Origin of the sequence: Desulfosporosinus fructosivorans, from assembly GCF_004766045.1 — a bacterium.
Lineage (GTDB): Bacteria > Bacillota > Desulfitobacteriia > Desulfitobacteriales > Desulfitobacteriaceae > Desulfosporosinus > Desulfosporosinus fructosivorans.
Genome location: NZ_SPQQ01000004.1, coordinates 383348 through 399878, shown reverse-complemented (window position 1 = coordinate 399878; position 16531 = coordinate 383348). Strand labels below are relative to the sequence as shown.

General features: G+C 42.5%; 16 protein-coding genes. All 16 read left to right on the top strand.

Annotation, left to right across the window (positions count from 1 at the left end; all coding sequences use genetic code 11):
- Positions 1-18: 18 nt before the first annotated feature.
- The 16 genes from E4K67_RS13935 (at position 19) to E4K67_RS13860 (ending at position 16458) form a co-directional block, all read left to right on the top strand.
- Positions 19-870 (top strand): bifunctional 5,10-methylenetetrahydrofolate dehydrogenase/5,10-methenyltetrahydrofolate cyclohydrolase, encoded by an 852-nt coding sequence (locus E4K67_RS13935; protein ID WP_135547663.1) that lies wholly within the window; start codon positions 19-21, stop codon positions 868-870.
- On the top strand, positions 870-1505 hold the full coding sequence (locus E4K67_RS13930) for a cyclodeaminase/cyclohydrolase family protein (protein ID WP_135547661.1): 636 nt from the start codon (positions 870-872) through the stop codon (positions 1503-1505). Before E4K67_RS13935 ends, E4K67_RS13930 begins: the two co-directional genes overlap by 1 nt.
- A gap of 251 nt (positions 1506-1756) precedes the next feature.
- Positions 1757-2965, top strand: a complete 1209-nt coding sequence (xseA, locus tag E4K67_RS13925; protein ID WP_135547659.1) for an exodeoxyribonuclease VII large subunit — start codon at positions 1757-1759, stop codon at positions 2963-2965.
- A complete protein-coding gene (gene xseB / locus E4K67_RS13920) occupies positions 2962-3279 on the top strand; it encodes an exodeoxyribonuclease VII small subunit (RefSeq protein ID WP_135547657.1) in 318 nt (105 codons plus the stop codon). Before xseA ends, xseB begins: the two co-directional genes overlap by 4 nt.
- 8 nt (positions 3280-3287) lie before the next feature.
- The gene (locus E4K67_RS13915; protein ID WP_338031869.1) at positions 3288-4154 is read left to right on the top strand and encodes a polyprenyl synthetase family protein; all 867 of its coding nucleotides are present in this window, start codon (positions 3288-3290) and stop codon (positions 4152-4154) included.
- 14 nt (positions 4155-4168) lie between these two features.
- Complete coding sequence (locus E4K67_RS13910) at positions 4169-4609, top strand: divergent PAP2 family protein (RefSeq protein ID WP_135547655.1); 441 nt, start codon at positions 4169-4171, stop codon at positions 4607-4609.
- A 26-nt stretch (positions 4610-4635) separates the two neighbouring features.
- Positions 4636-6549: a 1-deoxy-D-xylulose-5-phosphate synthase gene (dxs, locus tag E4K67_RS13905; RefSeq protein ID WP_135547653.1), complete on the top strand. Its 1914-nt coding sequence runs from the start codon at positions 4636-4638 to the stop codon at positions 6547-6549.
- 216 nt (positions 6550-6765) lie between these two features.
- Complete coding sequence (locus E4K67_RS13900) at positions 6766-7575, top strand: TlyA family RNA methyltransferase (RefSeq protein WP_135547931.1); 810 nt, start codon at positions 6766-6768, stop codon at positions 7573-7575.
- Between the two features lie 2 nt (positions 7576-7577).
- Positions 7578-8396: an NAD(+)/NADH kinase gene (locus E4K67_RS13895; protein ID WP_135547651.1), complete on the top strand. Its 819-nt coding sequence runs from the start codon at positions 7578-7580 to the stop codon at positions 8394-8396.
- A gap of 78 nt (positions 8397-8474) precedes the next feature.
- The gene (gene argR / locus E4K67_RS13890; protein ID WP_135547649.1) at positions 8475-8927 is read left to right on the top strand and encodes an arginine repressor; all 453 of its coding nucleotides are present in this window, start codon (positions 8475-8477) and stop codon (positions 8925-8927) included.
- Between the two features lie 10 nt (positions 8928-8937).
- Complete coding sequence (gene recN, locus E4K67_RS13885) at positions 8938-10608, top strand: DNA repair protein RecN (RefSeq protein ID WP_135547647.1); 1671 nt, start codon at positions 8938-8940, stop codon at positions 10606-10608.
- Positions 10609-10862: 254 nt separating this feature from the next.
- Positions 10863-12134, top strand: a complete 1272-nt coding sequence (spoIVB, locus tag E4K67_RS13880; protein ID WP_199242542.1) for a SpoIVB peptidase — start codon at positions 10863-10865, stop codon at positions 12132-12134.
- Positions 12135-12288: 154 nt separating this feature from the next.
- Positions 12289-13113 (top strand): sporulation transcription factor Spo0A, encoded by an 825-nt coding sequence (spo0A, locus tag E4K67_RS13875; protein WP_135547645.1) that lies wholly within the window; start codon positions 12289-12291, stop codon positions 13111-13113.
- A gap of 339 nt (positions 13114-13452) precedes the next feature.
- Positions 13453-13725: a DNA-directed RNA polymerase subunit alpha C-terminal domain-containing protein gene (locus tag E4K67_RS13870; RefSeq protein ID WP_135547643.1), complete on the top strand. Its 273-nt coding sequence runs from the start codon at positions 13453-13455 to the stop codon at positions 13723-13725.
- A gap of 266 nt (positions 13726-13991) precedes the next feature.
- Complete coding sequence (locus E4K67_RS13865; protein ID WP_135547641.1) at positions 13992-14156, top strand: aspartyl-phosphate phosphatase Spo0E family protein; 165 nt, start codon at positions 13992-13994, stop codon at positions 14154-14156.
- Positions 14157-14727: 571 nt separating this feature from the next.
- Positions 14728-16458, top strand: a complete 1731-nt coding sequence (locus E4K67_RS13860; protein WP_135547639.1) for a sigma-54 interaction domain-containing protein — start codon at positions 14728-14730, stop codon at positions 16456-16458.
- Positions 16459-16531: the final 73 nt, after the last annotated feature.

Sequence of the window (16531 nt, the reverse complement as noted above, 5' to 3'; positions counted from 1 at the left end):
TCGAAAGGAGTGTGTCAATTGGCTCAGTTATTGGATGGTAAAGCAGTGGCAAAGGTTCTCAAAGAAGAAGTTCGTGAGGAAATTGCAAAGTGGAAAGAAAAAGGGGTACAGCCTAAACTGGCGGTGATTTTAGTTGGAGATGACCCTGCTTCCGTGGTATATGCGCGGTCAAAGCAAAAAGTTGCTGAGGGTATGGGTATGGCCTTTGAACTCTTCACGATGCCTTCTGATACACTAGAAGCAGATATTTTAAAGCAAATTAACCTTTTAAACAACGATAAAGACGTTCATGGCATTATGATTGAACTTCCCCTTCCAAAGGGAATTTCAAAAAATGTAATTACGTCAGCAGTGCAACCAAATAAGGATGTCGATGGAGGTCATCCTATCAATCGAGGATATATTTTAAGTGGTGAAGAGGGTCTTTTTCCGGCTACCCCAGAAAGTTGTATAGAATTACTTCTGCGCTCGGGTGTTGAGATTGCTGGAAAACACGTAGTCTTAGTGGGTCGAGGGGAAACTGTTGGTAAACCTCTTGTCTTTATGATTTTAAAGTACAATGCCACTGTGACCATTTGTCACTCTAAAACACCAGATTTAGGGGCATTCACTCGCCAGGCCGATATTTTAATCGCAGCCGTAGGTCGAGCTAAGATGATTAAAAAGGATATGGTTAGACCAGGTGCGATTGTTGTGGATGCGGGTATCAATGAAATTCCAGGTGGAATTTGTGGAGATGTAGATTTTGAAGGCGTCCAAGAAGTGGCTTCGTTAATTTCGCCAGTGCCGGGTGGAGTCGGTTCGTTGACGACTGCCTTGCTTATGCGTAACGTTCTTAAAGGAATCGTTCTGCAAGGAGGGACACGTTAATGGACACAAATAAAGTTTGGGAATGGACGACGGAAGAATTTCTGACGGTGTCTTCTAGCTCATCACCTACACCAGGTGGAGGGAGTGTTTCCGCTTATGTTGGAGCACTGGCTGCATCGATGATTTGTATGGTCGCTAATCTCACAATAGGCAAGGAAAAGTATAAAGAGGTAGAACCACAAGTAAAGGAGATTTTATCTCAGGCTGAAATGGTACTTTCCTTATTAAAGACGGGATTAAGTCAGGATATTGCCGAATTCTCGAATTTCATGGCCGTTTTAAAATTACCCAAAAGCACTGAAGAGGAAAAAACCGTGCGCACTGAGAAACTGCAAGAGGTGCTAGTCTCAGCCACAGATACTCCGCTGGGGATTTCTCAGAATTGTTATAAGATCTTACAATTGGCACAAGAACTCGCTCCAATTGGCAACAAAGGAGCGATTAGTGACGTTGGCGTCGCGGCCTATTTAGCGGAAAGTGCGCTGAAATCAGCCATGCTTAGTGTAGATATAAACCTTCCTGGAATTAAAAATGAGGTCTATAAAGAAAAAGTGTTGGCCGAACGTACACGACTGTTTGAACAAGCAGCTGTTCTTTGTGCTGAGACTGTGGCTATGGTTCAAAGCCGAATGTAAAACCCGATGTTCGTAGTTCTTGGTTCCAACCTTAAATAATATTGAGAAGGGGTGCGGGATTATTTCCATACCTCTTTTTTTTACTATTCAGAAAGTATAAGTAAACGCTGTATACTTCAATTAAGGCTATCTCCAGTGGTCCCTTCTCGCCCTCCATGGCTACAGGGACACTCGTCCATCTATGGCAGCGCCTGAAGACTTGGTGTTAACCAAGTTTTCTTTAGGTTATAATAGACATTGAGGTGAAAGAGATGCCCAAAATATGGACAATATCAGAACTTGTCAGCCAAATAGGTCAAGTTCTGCAGGATAGAGCGGATTTGCAAAACTGCTGGATCAGTGGTGAACTTTCAAACTTTAAGAACCACCGTGCTTCCGGGCATTGGTATTTTACGCTGAAAGATGAGTCATCTAGTCTAAAAGGGGTCATGTTTAAAAGCCGATCCGAACGCGTGCGTTTTGTGCCTGCGGATGGATTGAAAGTAATGGTTCGGGGAAATATCCGTATGTATGAGCGGGAGGGAACGATTCAACTTTACGCAGAAGAGATGGAACCGAGCGGACTCGGCCAACTCTATTTGGCATTTGAGCAGCTTAAAAAGAAACTGGCTGAAGAAGGGCTATTTGACCCTTTAGTGAAAAAAGAAATCCCGCGTTTTCCTAAACGTATTGGGATTGTGACGAGTCCAACCGGAGCGGTTATTCGTGATATTATTAATGTTATGGGTCGTCGACATCCAGGGATGTCCTGGATTTTAGCGCCTTCTGCAGTCCAAGGTGAGGCAGCACCACGGGAATTAGCCCAAGCAATCGCTCGGCTTAACCGCCATGGAGCAGTTGATGTTATTATCCTTGGCCGTGGTGGGGGTTCGTTTGAAGAACTATGGGCCTTTAACACGGAAGTAGTCGCCCGGGCTATAGCAGCCTCCGTCATACCAGTGATCTCTGCTGTGGGACATGAAACGGATGTGACTATCTCAGATTACGTGGCGGATTTGAGAGCGCCAACCCCTTCGGCTGCGGCTGAACTCGCCGTACCTATTTTAGAAGATTTGCAGCTTTATGTGGCACAACTGAGCGCCCGCCTGGAAGCTGGGATGGGGATGCTCATCGAGCGGAAACGTCAGATTCTTGAAGGGATCGCCAACAAGGGGCCCCTCAAAGATCCTTTTTGGCGTATCGATCAGAATCGACAACGCTTAGATACCCTGCAAACGCGCCTACAGGAGAGCATGACTAGATTTCTAACTGATAAAAATGGTATACTGAATTTATTGACTGCTAAACTGGATTTACTGAGTCCTTTGGCTATTCTGGGCCGAGGATACTCATTGACTTACGATGCAAAAGGATTCCTTTTGCGCTCATCAAGCCAAGTAACTCTGAATGAGCAGATAAGAATTCATTTAGGAGAAGGCACTTTACATTGTCAAGTGTTAGAGAAGGAGATTAAACAATGAGTAACGAAACGTGGACGGATGACCTTTTTGTGGAGCCTTCTGAGCTTGAAAAATCACCATATACGCTTGCTGAACAGGAAGAAGAAGTTGTTTCGCTGGAAACAGGTCTTCAACATTTAGAAAAGATTGTTAAAACACTTGAGCAAAAGGATCTCCCCTTGGAAAAAGCCTTGAATTTATTCAAGGACGGGGTGGGTCTTGTTCAGTACTGCTCTAACGTACTGAATCTAGCGGAGAAACAGATGGAAATACTCCTTGAAGGTCCCGATGGTCAGTTGCAGGTAAAACCAGCAAGTTTTGAAACGGAAGGATGAACGTCAACGTGTTCAAGGTAACCTATCAACGATATCTAACGATGATCGATCAGTTCCTTGGCAAATTGCTGTGGGACAAAGATATTTTAAACCAGAGCATGTATTATTCCTTAATTGGGGGCGGAAAGCGTATTCGTCCAGTTTTGGCGCTGGCTTCTGCAGAAGTTGTTGGAGGAGATCCAGAAAAGATCCTACCTGCCGCAGTTTCATTGGAGCTTATTCACACATATTCATTAATTCATGATGATTTACCGGCTATCGATAATGATGATTATCGAAGAGGGAGACTATCAAATCATAAGGTATTTGGAGAGGCCAACGCAATTCTGGCTGGGGATGCGTTATTGACCTATGCTTTCGAACTGCTCGCAGACCCAGGCGTGGGTCTGCCTGAGAGACAACTTCGTATTATTCGTGAAGTTGCTGTAGCTGCCGGAAAAGATGGTATGGTTGGAGGGCAGGTTTCAGATGTGGCCGGAGAAGGAAAAACCTTAAACTTGGACCAAATTGAAGAGATTCATAAGGGGAAAACTGGAGCATTGTTGACTGCGTCTGCTCGACTCGGAGGAATTTTAGCGGGAGGGACGGAGAAGCAGGTTAAGGCGCTGACTGATTATGCCAAGGCCTTGGGATTGGCATTTCAAATAAAAGACGATATTTTAGATGTGGTTGGGAACAGTGAAATACTCGGTAAGCCAGCTGGGAGTGACCTTCGTCAGGGCAAGGCGACCTACGTTTCTTTGCTAGGGCTCGAAGGCGCTGAGCATCAATTGCATGATCAAATCCTTAAGGCACAATCTTCTTTGAAACCATTTAATGAAGGCGCCATTTTTCTAACTGAGCTAGCATCCTTTATTCAACAACGCCAGCATTGAAAGAGGTCGTTATTATGCCGATTATACCTGGAATACTGTATAATACAATTCTAGTTTCAGCTGTGACAGCTTGGGCGACTGCTCAAATTCTCAAAGTCGTCGTGAGTTTAATAACGTTGAGAAAATTGAATGTACAACTCATTTTTAGCTCAGGCGGTTTTCCAAGTTCCCACTCCGCAACAGTGAGCGCTTTGGCTTTAGGTATCGGGAAGTACTATGGGTGGGATTCTCCGATATTCGCTGTATCTGCAGTTTTTGGTATGATAGTGTTGTATGATGCGGCAGGTGTTCGACGAGCCGCGGGGAAACAGGCAGAAGTCCTCAATCGGTTGGTTGAACGCTTGCATCCGAGCCTTCATTTTGACCAAGATCGATTGAAAGAACTTATTGGGCATACTCCGTTAGAAGTCTTTGGGGGTGTGAGTGTAGGAATCATTGTAGGGCTTCTTATATAGACTGACTTAAACAAGGGGGCAAAAAAATGGGACTGCTCGAAAGTATTCATGCGCCGAAAGACTTGCGCGTGTTAAATTTGGAAGAACTTATAAAGCTAGCGCAAGAGATTCGACAAGAAATGATAGACGTGGTCTCTAAGAATGGTGGACATTTGGCGCCGAACCTAGGGGTCGTAGAACTAACCTTGGCGCTACACCGGACATTTGATAGTCCTTGTGACAAGATTATCTGGGATGTCGGTCATCAGACTTATGTACATAAACTTTTGACTGGCCGTTTGGATAGGTTTAAGACCATCCGCCAATATCATGGCCTTTCCGGCTTTCCTAAAAGGGCAGAAAGTGACTGTGATTGCTTTGAAACAGGTCATTCTAGTACATCCATATCTGCTGCCGTCGGATTTGCCAAAGCACGAGATGTCCTAGGCGAGAGACACAGTGTTATAGCTGTGATCGGAGATGGGGCAATGACAGGTGGTATGGCCTTTGAGGCATTAAACCATGCTGGACATAGTGAAACCAATCTGATTGTGGTATTAAATGATAATGAAATGTCCATCTCCCCAAATGTGGGAGCCATGTCATCCTACCTAAGTCGATTGAGGAGTGACCCACGGTACGATAAGCGAAAAGAGGATATCGAGTACCTATTAAAACGGATTCCAGTTATTGGAACGCAAGTTGCTAAAGCGGTTGCTAAAGCTAAAGATAGTTTGAAATACCTACTAGTTCCAGGACTGATTTTTGAGGAACTTGGTTTCACCTATTTGGGACCGATTGATGGACATGATCAAGCCTTGGTTGAACAACTTCTAACCCAGGCTAAAAATAAAAAGGGCCCGGTACTTGTCCATGTTGTAACGTGTAAAGGAAAAGGGTACAAACCCGCAGAGGAAAATCCAGATATATTTCACGGGGTTAGTCCGTTTGATCCTGAAACCGGAAAAATCATTAAGAAATCTGCTCCACCGACCTATACGGCCGTTTTTGGAGAAACTCTTTGTTCTCTTGCCAAGATAGATCCTAAGATCGTGGCAATCAGTGCGGCTATGCCAGGTGGAACCGGACTTAAAGACTTTGTTAGTCAATTTCCAGATCGTTTTTATGATGTCGGAATTGCAGAACAACATGCCGTCACCTTTGCAGCTGGCTTGGCATTTGGGGGCCTTAAACCTGTCGTCGCCATCTACTCAACCTTTTATCAGCGGGCATATGACCAAGTGCTCCACGATGTTTGTTTACAACAGGCCAATGTTGTCTTAGCGATTGATCGTGCTGGTGTTGTTGGGGATGATGGACCGACACACCATGGAGTCTTTGATATTTCAATCTTTAGGATTATTCCTAATCTAATATTTATGGCTCCAAAAGATGAAAACGAATTGCGACATATGCTTTATACGGCTCTTCAGCACCGCGGACCAGTAGCGTTGCGGTATCCAAGATCTGTGGGTCAGGGTGTGTCAATGGATGAACCGTTAAAGGAAATTCCAATCGGCAAAGCAGAAGTTATGCGCGAAGGCAGGGATGTAATCTTAATTGGGATCGGGCCTATAGTTAATACCTGTCTTCTGGCAGCTCAGGAGTTGCGTCATCGCGGCGTGGAAGCTGCAGTAATTAACTTGCGTTTTATTAGTCCGCTCGATCGCGAATTATTGTCACACTATGCACGACAAACCAAGAAAATCATAACGGTGGAAGATCATATCCTCAAGGGGGGGATGGGAAGCGCTATTTTAGAACTTCTGGAAGAAGAAGGAATTGAAGGAGTAACGCTTGAACGTATTGGGTATGATGCTTTCGTAGACCAGGGATCGATTTCCCAACTTCATAGCGTTCATGGCTTATCGGTTAAAGGAATTGTAAAAGCAGCAGAACGCCTGCGCCTGTTTCACACTAGTCAGACCCCCATGCCGCTGAGCGGTACCACTGGTAAATGAAAATGGGTTTTTCCAGAACAGAAGGTATAACTGATAGTTATATACTTTTGGAAGCATTAGTGTAACTAAGGTGACCGCCGGCGCCTGAAGGCTTGGCGCTAGCCAAGTTTTCTTTACAGCGGCGCTGAAGCCATCTGTTATGGGCAAGTGCTCGTTTTGTACGGGGTACCACTCCCGCTTCGTAGAAGTGGTACTGGAAGGGACGGAAGGGATATTGTGGCTAAAGGGAAAGAACGTATTGATGTTTTAATGGTTAAAAACGGGTTAGCAACGAGTCGGGAAAAAGCCAAAGCTACGGTAATGGCTGGGATTGTCTTTGTCAATGGACAACGCGTGGACAAGCCTGGCACGGAACTATCAGAAGATGTTTTGATCGAACTAAAGGGGCAAGCCTTGCCGTTTGTTTCTCGAGGTGGACTAAAACTTGCCAAAGCGGTAGAAGCTTTTTCCCTCCCCTTTAAGGATAAAGTGGTCGCGGATATAGGAGCTTCGACTGGTGGCTTCACTGATTGTGTCTTGCAAAACGGTGCAAAACGAGTTTATGCCGTAGATGTTGGATATGGACAGTTGGATTGGAAACTCCGTACAGATCCCCGTGTTGTTTCGATGGAACGGGTGAATGCCCGCTATCTAAATAAAGATTCTCTTCCTGAACAAGTAGACTGGATTGTTTCAGATGTAGCATTTATCTCCATCACTAAGATATTCACAGCTATGCTTGCCATTCTTAAATCAGACGGGCAGGTGTTGTCTTTGATTAAGCCCCAGTTCGAAGCTGGCCGTGAACATGTGGGTAAAAAGGGCGTCGTAAAAGATATCTTGGTTCATAAACAGGTTTTGGAGTATGTTCTCGGCCAAGCGGAAAATGTGGGCTTTCAAGTTTTAGGTTTGGATTATTCTCCAATTCGTGGTCCAGAAGGAAACATAGAATACCTTGCTTGGCTGGGGTTACAAAAGAGTCCTGGAATAGATTGGCATGTAGAGCTTGAACGTATTGTTCAAAATGCTCAGAAAGAGACGGGTTAACGATGGAAAGAGTCGTTGGTTTATGGCTCAACATGAGTAAACCAGAAGCCCAGACGTTCAGCCTCCAAATTAGACCTTGGTTTGAGGCCCGTGGATGGACTGTTCTAACAGAGTGGAAAGATATAATTGAACGTCGAGCACAATTTCTTATTTCTCTTGGTGGGGATGGGACGCTTCTTCAAGCCGCTCGAGAGGGAGCCTCGTTTAGGATCCCGGTGTTAGGAGTGAATTTTGGAAAATTAGGATTTCTGTGCGAAATTGAGAGGGAAGATGTTTTTGGTGCGCTAGAAAAGGTTCTGAGTGGGGACTATATAATTCAAGAACGATTGATGTTGAGTGCCGTTGTTAAGCGTGATGGCTTGGACGATTTAATGCTCCTCGTTTTAAATGATGTGGTGTTTTCTAGAGAAAGCACCGACTCGGTAATCACACTTCAAGCGAATCTGTCAGGGGAACCTACCATAAGTTACCCGGCTGATGGTTTAATAGTTTCGACTCCGACGGGTTCTACGGCCTATTCGCTTTCGGCAGGTGGACCAATTGTTAGTCCCAATGTTCAAGCGATTTTACTAACGCCCTTGGCAGCGCATTCCTTGTCTGCCCGCCCTGTAGTTGTCTCGGATTTGGAGGAACTAGAAATTATTTTAGTAAGTGGTCAGCAATGCATGGTGACCTTCGATGGACGGAATAGCGTCAGGATTTGCTCAGGAGAAACAGTCATTATAAAAACTGCTACGGTAAAAGCTCAACTAATTCGGTTAGGTAGTCGAAGTTTTCCCCAAGTGGTTCGAGAGAAACTGAGGGATCGTTGGCATGAGTAGAATTCGAGGCACGAGCTAGGAACTGTATGCGCAGAAAACGAGATCGAAAATCGCGAAATCGCGTAAAGGAGGCTAGTAATGAAAGCACGACGCCAGATGAAAGTTCAGGAAATTATCACCAAGGAGATCATTCACACTCAAGAAGATCTTGCGGAAAAATTGCACTTGGCAGGCTTTAATGTCACTCAGGCGACGGTCTCCCGAGATATTAAGGAAATGGGTCTCATTAAAGTCCCTAGTGCAGGTGACGATTACTGCTATGCTGTACCGACAGAAGTGCATCCGACTAACCTACAAGATCGTCTCAAGCGTGTACTTCGCGAAACGATGGTTTCTATTAATGACACAGAAAGTCTAGTCGTGATTAGAACAATCCCAGGGAATGCTCATGCCTTAGCAGCAGTCCTGGATAATAGCAATTGGGAAGAGATCATCGGCACTGTAGCAGGGGATGACACGATTCTTCTGGTTATTAAGCCAAAAGAAGCAGTTTCGACGGTCTTAGAGCGAATTACCACCTTGCTTGGATAGGAGGGGCATTATGCTAGCTGAGTTGAACGTTGAGAATTTCGGTCTAATGGAAGCGGTACGCTTGAAGTTTGGCCGTGGATTAACAGTTTTCACGGGAGAAACTGGCGCAGGAAAATCAATGCTGATTGATGCGCTTGGGGTTCTCTTGGGTGGACGGGCCAGCGCAGATCTTATCCGACATGGGGAAGCGCAGGCTCGGGTTGAAGGGATCTTCGAAGATCTTGTCCCAGAATCTTTAATACGGCTTGAATTAGCAGGTTATCCCGTAGAAGATGGCCAATTATTTCTCTATCGTGAAATAAATGTCTCAGGAAAAAACATCTGCCGCCTTCAAGGGCGGACAATTCCTTTAACCCTATATCGTTCACTTTGTGAAGGACTTGTGGATATTCACGGACAAATAGACCATCTGTCTCTCTTTCGCCCTGAAACCCATAGAGACCTATTGGATGCGCTAGGGGGGCTTCATGACGATGTCATCTTAGTCAATGACGCCGCGAAAGTTTATCACGCAATTATCCGCAAGGAACGGGAGTTATCTATTTCTGAAGAGGAACGTCAAAAGAGAGAAGAAATTCTTCGTTATCAAATTGAGGAAATCGATCTAATTAACCCACTTCCGGGAGAAGAGGCAGGACTTACCCAAGAGAAGAAACGCTTAACTAATGCAGAACGCATTACAAATTTGGTGTCAGAAGCCTACGTTGCGCTTTACGAGGGTTCAGCGGGCAAGATTGCAGTGTTTGACCTGTTAGGTCAAGCGCGTAAAGCCCTTCAAGAGCTGGCTAGACTAGATGAAGAGTTTAATGTAATTGATCAAGTCGAATCCATCTATTATGCTGTAGAAGATTTGGCCGATCAAGTAAGAGGTTATAAGGATAACTTTGACTCTGAACCGGGCAGGCTCGACCAGATTGAAGAGCGGCTTATTCAGTTAAATAGGCTCCGTAAATATGGGACAATCTTGAATGACGTCTTGGATAGGCGGTTGTGCATGATTGAAGAATTGGATAAAATTACTCATATTCAGGAACAATTTGAAACAATTCATAAAGAAAAGAAATTAGCACTTCTTGCCTATAAAACTGTTTCAGAGCAACTAAGCCAGAAACGTCTAAAAATAGCTGAACGTATCGAGAGTGGGCTAACCCTCGAACTTGCAGATCTGAGCTTAGAGAGAAGTCGATTTGAAGTTCGGTTTGCGCCGAACACAGAGCCAACAACCGGGGGGGCAGAAATAGTCGAATTCTATTTCTCAGCCAATCTCGGAGAACCGCCTAAGCCCTTGGTAAAAGTCGCGTCAGGAGGAGAAATGTCCCGCTTAATGTTGGCCCTCAAGAGTTTATTGGCTAAAGTAGAGTCTGTTGGAACCTTCATCTTTGACGAAGTTGACAGCGGGGTTGGCGGCAGGACAATTCACAAAGTGGGTGAGAAACTAGCGAAAATTTCCCATAGTAAACAGGTTTTTTGCATAACTCATGCTGCGCAAGTGGCAGCCTTCGCTGATGTTCATTATGGCATTGTTAAAGAAGTAAATGGCGAAAGGACACGGACACTAGTTGAACTATTGCCAGAGCTCGAGCGCATTGAGGAACTCGCCCGGATGCTTGGAGGCGGGGAAGTCGAAATTACACGTAAACACGCTCAAGAGTTATGGCAGCGGTCCGGGCAACATAGGTAAACATTATGCTTGCCACTTGTAGAAGTAGGAGTCTCACGATGGATAAAATATTTAAATTTAATTACCTTGTTTAAAGACTGCAAAAATAAGTATGCAGTCTTTTTTCTGTCTTAATTGGCATTGTTTTTGAAAATTTGGAACGTATTTTACAGGATGAAATACATCGAAATTGGTTAATTTAACATAGAATTCACTTAAACTTATTACACGCTCTAAATGAGGGAAAAGGGAGAGAAAAATTGGGGAGAAATAGAGTGGAGGATGATAAGAAAGTGAAAAAAAAGAGCGTTATTTTTTTTATCAGTCTCTTGTTTTGGACCTTCCTTAGTTTCGACCCAAACTTTCAACAGTTAGTTAAATTTCCTGATCATTATCTAATCAGTAAAGAACAAATTCAACTAAAAGGTGTTTGGTCTAAACTTGTGAAGGTAGAAAACGATCAAATTGTCACAGTATCCTCCGCAATGTCTAATTATTTGGGGTCAGAAAAGCTAGAAGTGTCTTACAAGCTTTTTGGGATTTTCCCTCTAAGGTCTGGCGAGGTCGAAGTGATGAATCCTATAAAATTAATACCAGGTGGACAATCCATTGGTGTAACTCTTCAAACAAAAGGTGTTATGGTGGTTGGTCAGGCACCAGTAGTTGACGAGTCGGGAAAAAAAATGTTTCCTGCCAAAGAAGCTGGAATCGAAGTTGGAGATATCTTATTGAAGATCAATAACTTAGATGTTCGCACAGATCAGGAAGTATCTAATGCCATTCATATGGCTGGAGAACAAAAAGGAAACGCTAGCGTCATTTACAAGCACAATGACCAGATCGTGGAAAAAATTATAAAACCAATTTTTTGTGTTGAGACAGGTCGATATCGCATGGGTTTATTTGTTCGTGATGAAGCGGCAGGGGTTGGCACCCTTTCTTTTTTAGACCCAATTTCTATGCAATATGGCGCACTGGGACATGTGATCACAGATGCAGACACAAATCAGAAAATTGAAGTATACAACGGGAAAATTATTGCATCAACAATCTATGCTATCGAAAAAGGGAAACGAGGTCATCCCGGAGAAAAAATTGGATCTTTTGTTAACAATTCGACTTTTACTGGAACAATTGAAAAAAATACCCTAACTGGTATTTTTGGTTCAATAACTGGCCAAATAGTAAACCCTTATTATAAAGAAGCAATTCCAGTGGGATGGGAATCTGAAGTTAAGGTCGGTCCAGCCAAGATTTATACAGTAATCCAGGGGGAAAAGATTGAAGAATTTGAGGTGAATATTGACCGGGTGATGCACAATCGTACTGACAGCAAAAACATGATTGTTAGAGTGACTGATCCAAGGCTATTGGAGGCTACTGGTGGTATCATTCAAGGCATGAGTGGAAGTCCTATTGTACAAGATGGTAAAATAATTGGAGCGGTTACGCACGTTTTTGTCAACGATAGTCAACGTGGTTATGGTGTGTTTATCCAAAATATGCTTAATGAAACTAGCCAACTTGTAAAAAACAAAGCAGCTTAAACGAGTCAAATAAGTAAAAACAATATAAAAAAGAGCAGTCTTTTAAAAAAAGCTGCTCTTTTTTATATAAACTATGATTTCAAAAGAAGGAGTATAGAAAACTATTGTCGAAATAATAAATCTAATATGTCATAAATAAGGAGGATCCTGGGAAATGCAAAGGCCTATTCGAGTCTTATTGGCAGATGACAACCGGGAATTTGTCGAGATAGTCAAAGAATTTATTGAACGTCAAGAAGATATGACTTTAGTTGGGGTAGCATATCATGGAAATGAAGCTCTGGAATTAATTTCCCGTGAAGAACCCCATGTTGTACTATTAGACATCATTATGCCCCATCTCGACGGTTTGGGTGTTCTTGAAAAACTTCAAAATTCTTCGCAAAGACCTAAGATCATTATACTAACCGCGTTTGGACAGGAATCAATGACCCACAGAGCTGTTAACCTTGGAGCGAATTACTACATATTAAAACCTTTTGATTTGGAAACATTAGGGAAAAGAATTCGCCAATTACAAGATGACTTTTCGGATTCATTTAATGGTGTTCAACAAACGAATGCAGGGTCAAATGGGAGAAATATGTCCAATTCTCAATACTCAAATGGTATATTGCCACCAACAACGAAAAATCATGAAGTTGAAGTCACGCGAATGATTCATCAGATGGGGGTACCTGCGCATGTCAAAGGGTACCAGTATTTACGGGATGCTATTGTTAGTGTAGTTCTGGACGTATCGTTACTAGGCGCTGTAACCAAAGAGCTTTATCCTATGATCGCTGTTAAATATCAGACTACCCCAAGTCGTGTTGAACGTGCCATTCGTCATGCTATAGAATTAGCTTGGGATCGTGGAAACGTCGATTTCATGAATCATTTTTTTGGCTATACGATCAATGTGGATCGGGGGAAACCAACAAATTCGGAATTTGTGGCGATGGTCGCTGATAAATTACGGATGTCGATGATTTATTAAGGAAAGAGAACATGTTCTTTGTTTAAACGTAATTTGAGACCAAGGAGACAATTACTATTTTAATATTTGTTTGGAACTAAGCCCCGCAGAGAAAATATCTCTTCGGGGCTTTAAATCGTATTACTCTCATTTTTCCACAAGTGAGAGTAATGCCATGTCCCTACACCTTTGCCATAAAATATATCGATTGATGCCATAACGATTAGCTATAGACAAATTTTGTACACAATGATAATCTTTACTTGTGAAAGCGAAAAGGGATGCAAAGGCGGTGAATTGGACTGAGAAGGTTCCACCACTGGTAGTGGTCTAAAATTTGAAGATAGGAGAGGGTGCAAGATGGTTATTACCGCTTATGCCTGTCCTCTTTGTCAGAGGACATATGAAAGCAAGGGAGATGTCGAAAAAGGTGAGGTATGCTGTTCAAAAAAATCTGAGGAAATAAGCATTTTGGGTTTGACTCAAAGAACCTATAACATCCTGAAGATTGCTGGAATAGATACTCTTGATGAGGCTCGCTCAGCAACCGAAAGTGATCTATTAAAGCTGAAAGGCTTTGGGCAAGCAAGCCTACATGAATTGCACTATAAATTATTACAGTTTAGAGGTTAAGGGTTAATTAGTGAGCAGGTAACAAAGCAATAGTTTTGCTAAGGCGTGAAAGGGCATTTTGGAGTGTGAAATTGCTATCAAAAAAAGGAATATAGAGGTGGGCGCATCGGGAAGCTAGATGAGATCGATTCTAATCTAGCTTCTCGATGCGCTGTTTAATTTCTATACCCCCCTATTGGAGTAATTGTCTACGTATAACTATATAAGGATTGAAATATTTTCCACCAGGTAAATATTTCTTTGAGAGAAAAAAAGGAGATAGGAAAATGCGGACAGATTTGTTGCATGAGATTGAGAATTTACGCCGAAGGTTAAACTCCTTCGTATCTGCAAAAAGTTTTGTCTCGCCTGAAGTAGTTAAGCTGAGTCAAAAGCTCGATTGCCTGATAGTTCAATATTATTCAATTGTTATTGGTCAAGTTAAAAAGTGAAATATCCTTTTCCAATGTCATATGCTTTAAAATGGACATAATGCTATTTAATCCTTTTAAGCGAATCTATTTCATAAAAAAACACGTATCTTAGAGTTGAATCATTATAAAGTTTATTTAAATTACAAGTATTTGATTCAAGCGTAAATTTTTATGTGTAAAATTTTCTTAAACGCATATTAAATATATATATATCGGTTTAATTGACTTATGGAGATTGTTATGCTATTCTAAGGCAATGATTTATACTGTTGGAGAAAACTAGGAAAGAATAAAATGTAACAGCAGATAAATTAAGTCTAACGGAGTTGAAAAATGGATAATGGATAATGTATAATAATTTATCCTCCGCTACCTCCGCTCCATGGAAATGAACGGAGAAAACAATTTCGAAAGTCTTGTCCCATAAACAAGGCAAGCCTATGGGACATTGCGCAAAAGATCCTCGGACGCGAGGGTCTTTTTATTTACATTCTATGAAGTTTATCATTCCCCCTTTTTTCAGAAGATTGACTTGTCTATAAAATTATCATAAGCTAAATAGACGGGTCTCAGTGGAAGGGGTAAGGGGATGTTTATTCGTAGCCAATTAGAGAAAATGGCGGAAAAAGCGAATTATGCGATCTTAGGCATTAACCTATTAAATGAAATTGTGATCTGTAATATACCTGCAGCTAAATTATTAGAATCATCGATTCCAGAAATTTTAGGCAAAGATCTATGGCAACTCATGCCTGACGATTCGCTCCCTCAAGTTAGGGACTCTGAATCGATCCAATTTAACCAGATAAGTCCCTTTGGCAACAAGATGATTATTATAAGTCGCATGCCTTACCATGACGATCAAGGCCGCGTGATCGGTGCTGTGGCTTTTTTACGAGATATGACAGAATATGAGGAACTAAAAGGTAAAGTCAATACTCTTCAGGAGATTCGGATACTTCTTACCGCTATTATTAACTCAACTCAGGATGCCATTTCGGTGGTGGATGAAAATGGACTTGGAATATTAATCAACCCTGCCTACACCCGCTTGACTGGCTTGACTGCGGAAGACGTCATTGGTAAACCACCGACAGTAGATATTGCTGAAGGCGAGAGTATGCATATCCAGGTATTAAGAACCCGTCAAGCAGTTAAAGGCGTTTCGATGAAAGTAGGTCCTAAACGTAAAGAAGTGATTGTCAATGTTGCTCCAATTATTGTTTCAGGTCAGTTGCGAGGAACTGTAGGCGTGCTTCATGATATTTCCGAGATTCATAGACTATCCGAGGAATTGGAAAGAGCAAAACGATTAATTCGTCATTTGGAAGCAAAATATACTTTTAGTGATATCGTAGGTGAAAGTGAATCCATTAAGGCAACGATTGAACAAGCGGTTCGTGCAGCAGTGACACCGGCTACGGTACTTTTGCGCGGAGAAAGCGGGACGGGCAAAGAATTGTTCGCTCATGCCATTCACCGCTCAAGTGAACGACAAAAGGGACAATTTATTCGAGTTAATTGTGCTGCCTTAGCAGATAGCCTTTTGGAAAGCGAGCTGTTTGGTTATGTTGAAGGGGCATTTACTGGAGCCAAACGTGGTGGAAAAGTGGGCCTTTTTGAAGAAGCAAACGGGGGTACTATCTTTCTCGATGAGATTGGAGAAATCAGTCAAAACCTCCAATCTAAACTCTTACGAGTTCTTCAAGAACGAGAAATCGTAAAAGTTGGAGATAATCGTTCATTTAACGTGGATGTTAGAGTCATTGCTGCAACGAATGCAAATTTAGAAGAGGCATTACGAGCTGGTAGATTTCGTGAAGATTTATATTATCGTTTAAACGTAATACCCATTATAATTCCGCCACTTAGACAACGCCGAGATGATATTCCCTTATTTGTCCATCATCTCATTGGGAGTTTTAATCAGGACTACGGTCGGGGAGTCGAGCGGGTCACTGATGATGCATTGCAAATTTTGATGGGATATCATTGGCCGGGGAATGTACGTGAATTAGAAAATATTTTGGGCCGAGCAATTATCAACATGCGAATTGGTGAGACTGTTGTGGAAAAACATCATCTTCCAATTTTAACCCTTCCTATTGCCAATGACTCTGAGGCATGTTTTATTGAACCGGCAAAATCCACAAAGTCAATGGAAGAAGGCGGATTTGATGGATTGCAGCGGCAGTGGGAACGCGCTCTCCTGTTAGTCACTTTACAAAGAACTGGGGGAAATAAAACGAAGGCTGCTCAGCAACTAAAAATGTCAATCCGTAATTTTTACTACAAACTGGAACGGCATGGGTTAAACTAAGAGTGAACTCGTTCGCTGCCTATGTAGAAGTGGGAGTCTCACTAAAGAACATATATCAAAGTGACTTAAAGAT

Excerpts from the sequence above, each read along its gene's own strand:
- E4K67_RS13930 (WP_135547661.1), top strand. The coding sequence starts at position 870 with ATGGACACAAATAAAGTTTGGGAATGGACGACGGAAGAATTTCTGACG.
- xseA (WP_135547659.1), top strand. The coding sequence starts at position 1,757 with ATGCCCAAAATATGGACAATATCAGAACTTGTCAGCCAAATAGGTCAA.
- xseB (WP_135547657.1), top strand. The coding sequence starts at position 2,962 with ATGAGTAACGAAACGTGGACGGATGACCTTTTTGTGGAGCCTTCTGAG.
- E4K67_RS13910 (WP_135547655.1), top strand. The coding sequence starts at position 4,169 with ATGCCGATTATACCTGGAATACTGTATAATACAATTCTAGTTTCAGCT.
- dxs (WP_135547653.1), top strand. The coding sequence starts at position 4,636 with ATGGGACTGCTCGAAAGTATTCATGCGCCGAAAGACTTGCGCGTGTTA.
- E4K67_RS13895 (WP_135547651.1), top strand. The coding sequence starts at position 7,578 with ATGGAAAGAGTCGTTGGTTTATGGCTCAACATGAGTAAACCAGAAGCC.
- argR (WP_135547649.1), top strand. The coding sequence starts at position 8,475 with ATGAAAGCACGACGCCAGATGAAAGTTCAGGAAATTATCACCAAGGAG.
- recN (WP_135547647.1), top strand. The coding sequence starts at position 8,938 with ATGCTAGCTGAGTTGAACGTTGAGAATTTCGGTCTAATGGAAGCGGTA.
- spo0A (WP_135547645.1), top strand. The coding sequence starts at position 12,289 with ATGCAAAGGCCTATTCGAGTCTTATTGGCAGATGACAACCGGGAATTT.
- E4K67_RS13870 (WP_135547643.1), top strand. The coding sequence starts at position 13,453 with ATGGTTATTACCGCTTATGCCTGTCCTCTTTGTCAGAGGACATATGAA.
- E4K67_RS13865 (WP_135547641.1), top strand. The coding sequence starts at position 13,992 with ATGCGGACAGATTTGTTGCATGAGATTGAGAATTTACGCCGAAGGTTA.
- E4K67_RS13860 (WP_135547639.1), top strand. The coding sequence starts at position 14,728 with ATGTTTATTCGTAGCCAATTAGAGAAAATGGCGGAAAAAGCGAATTAT.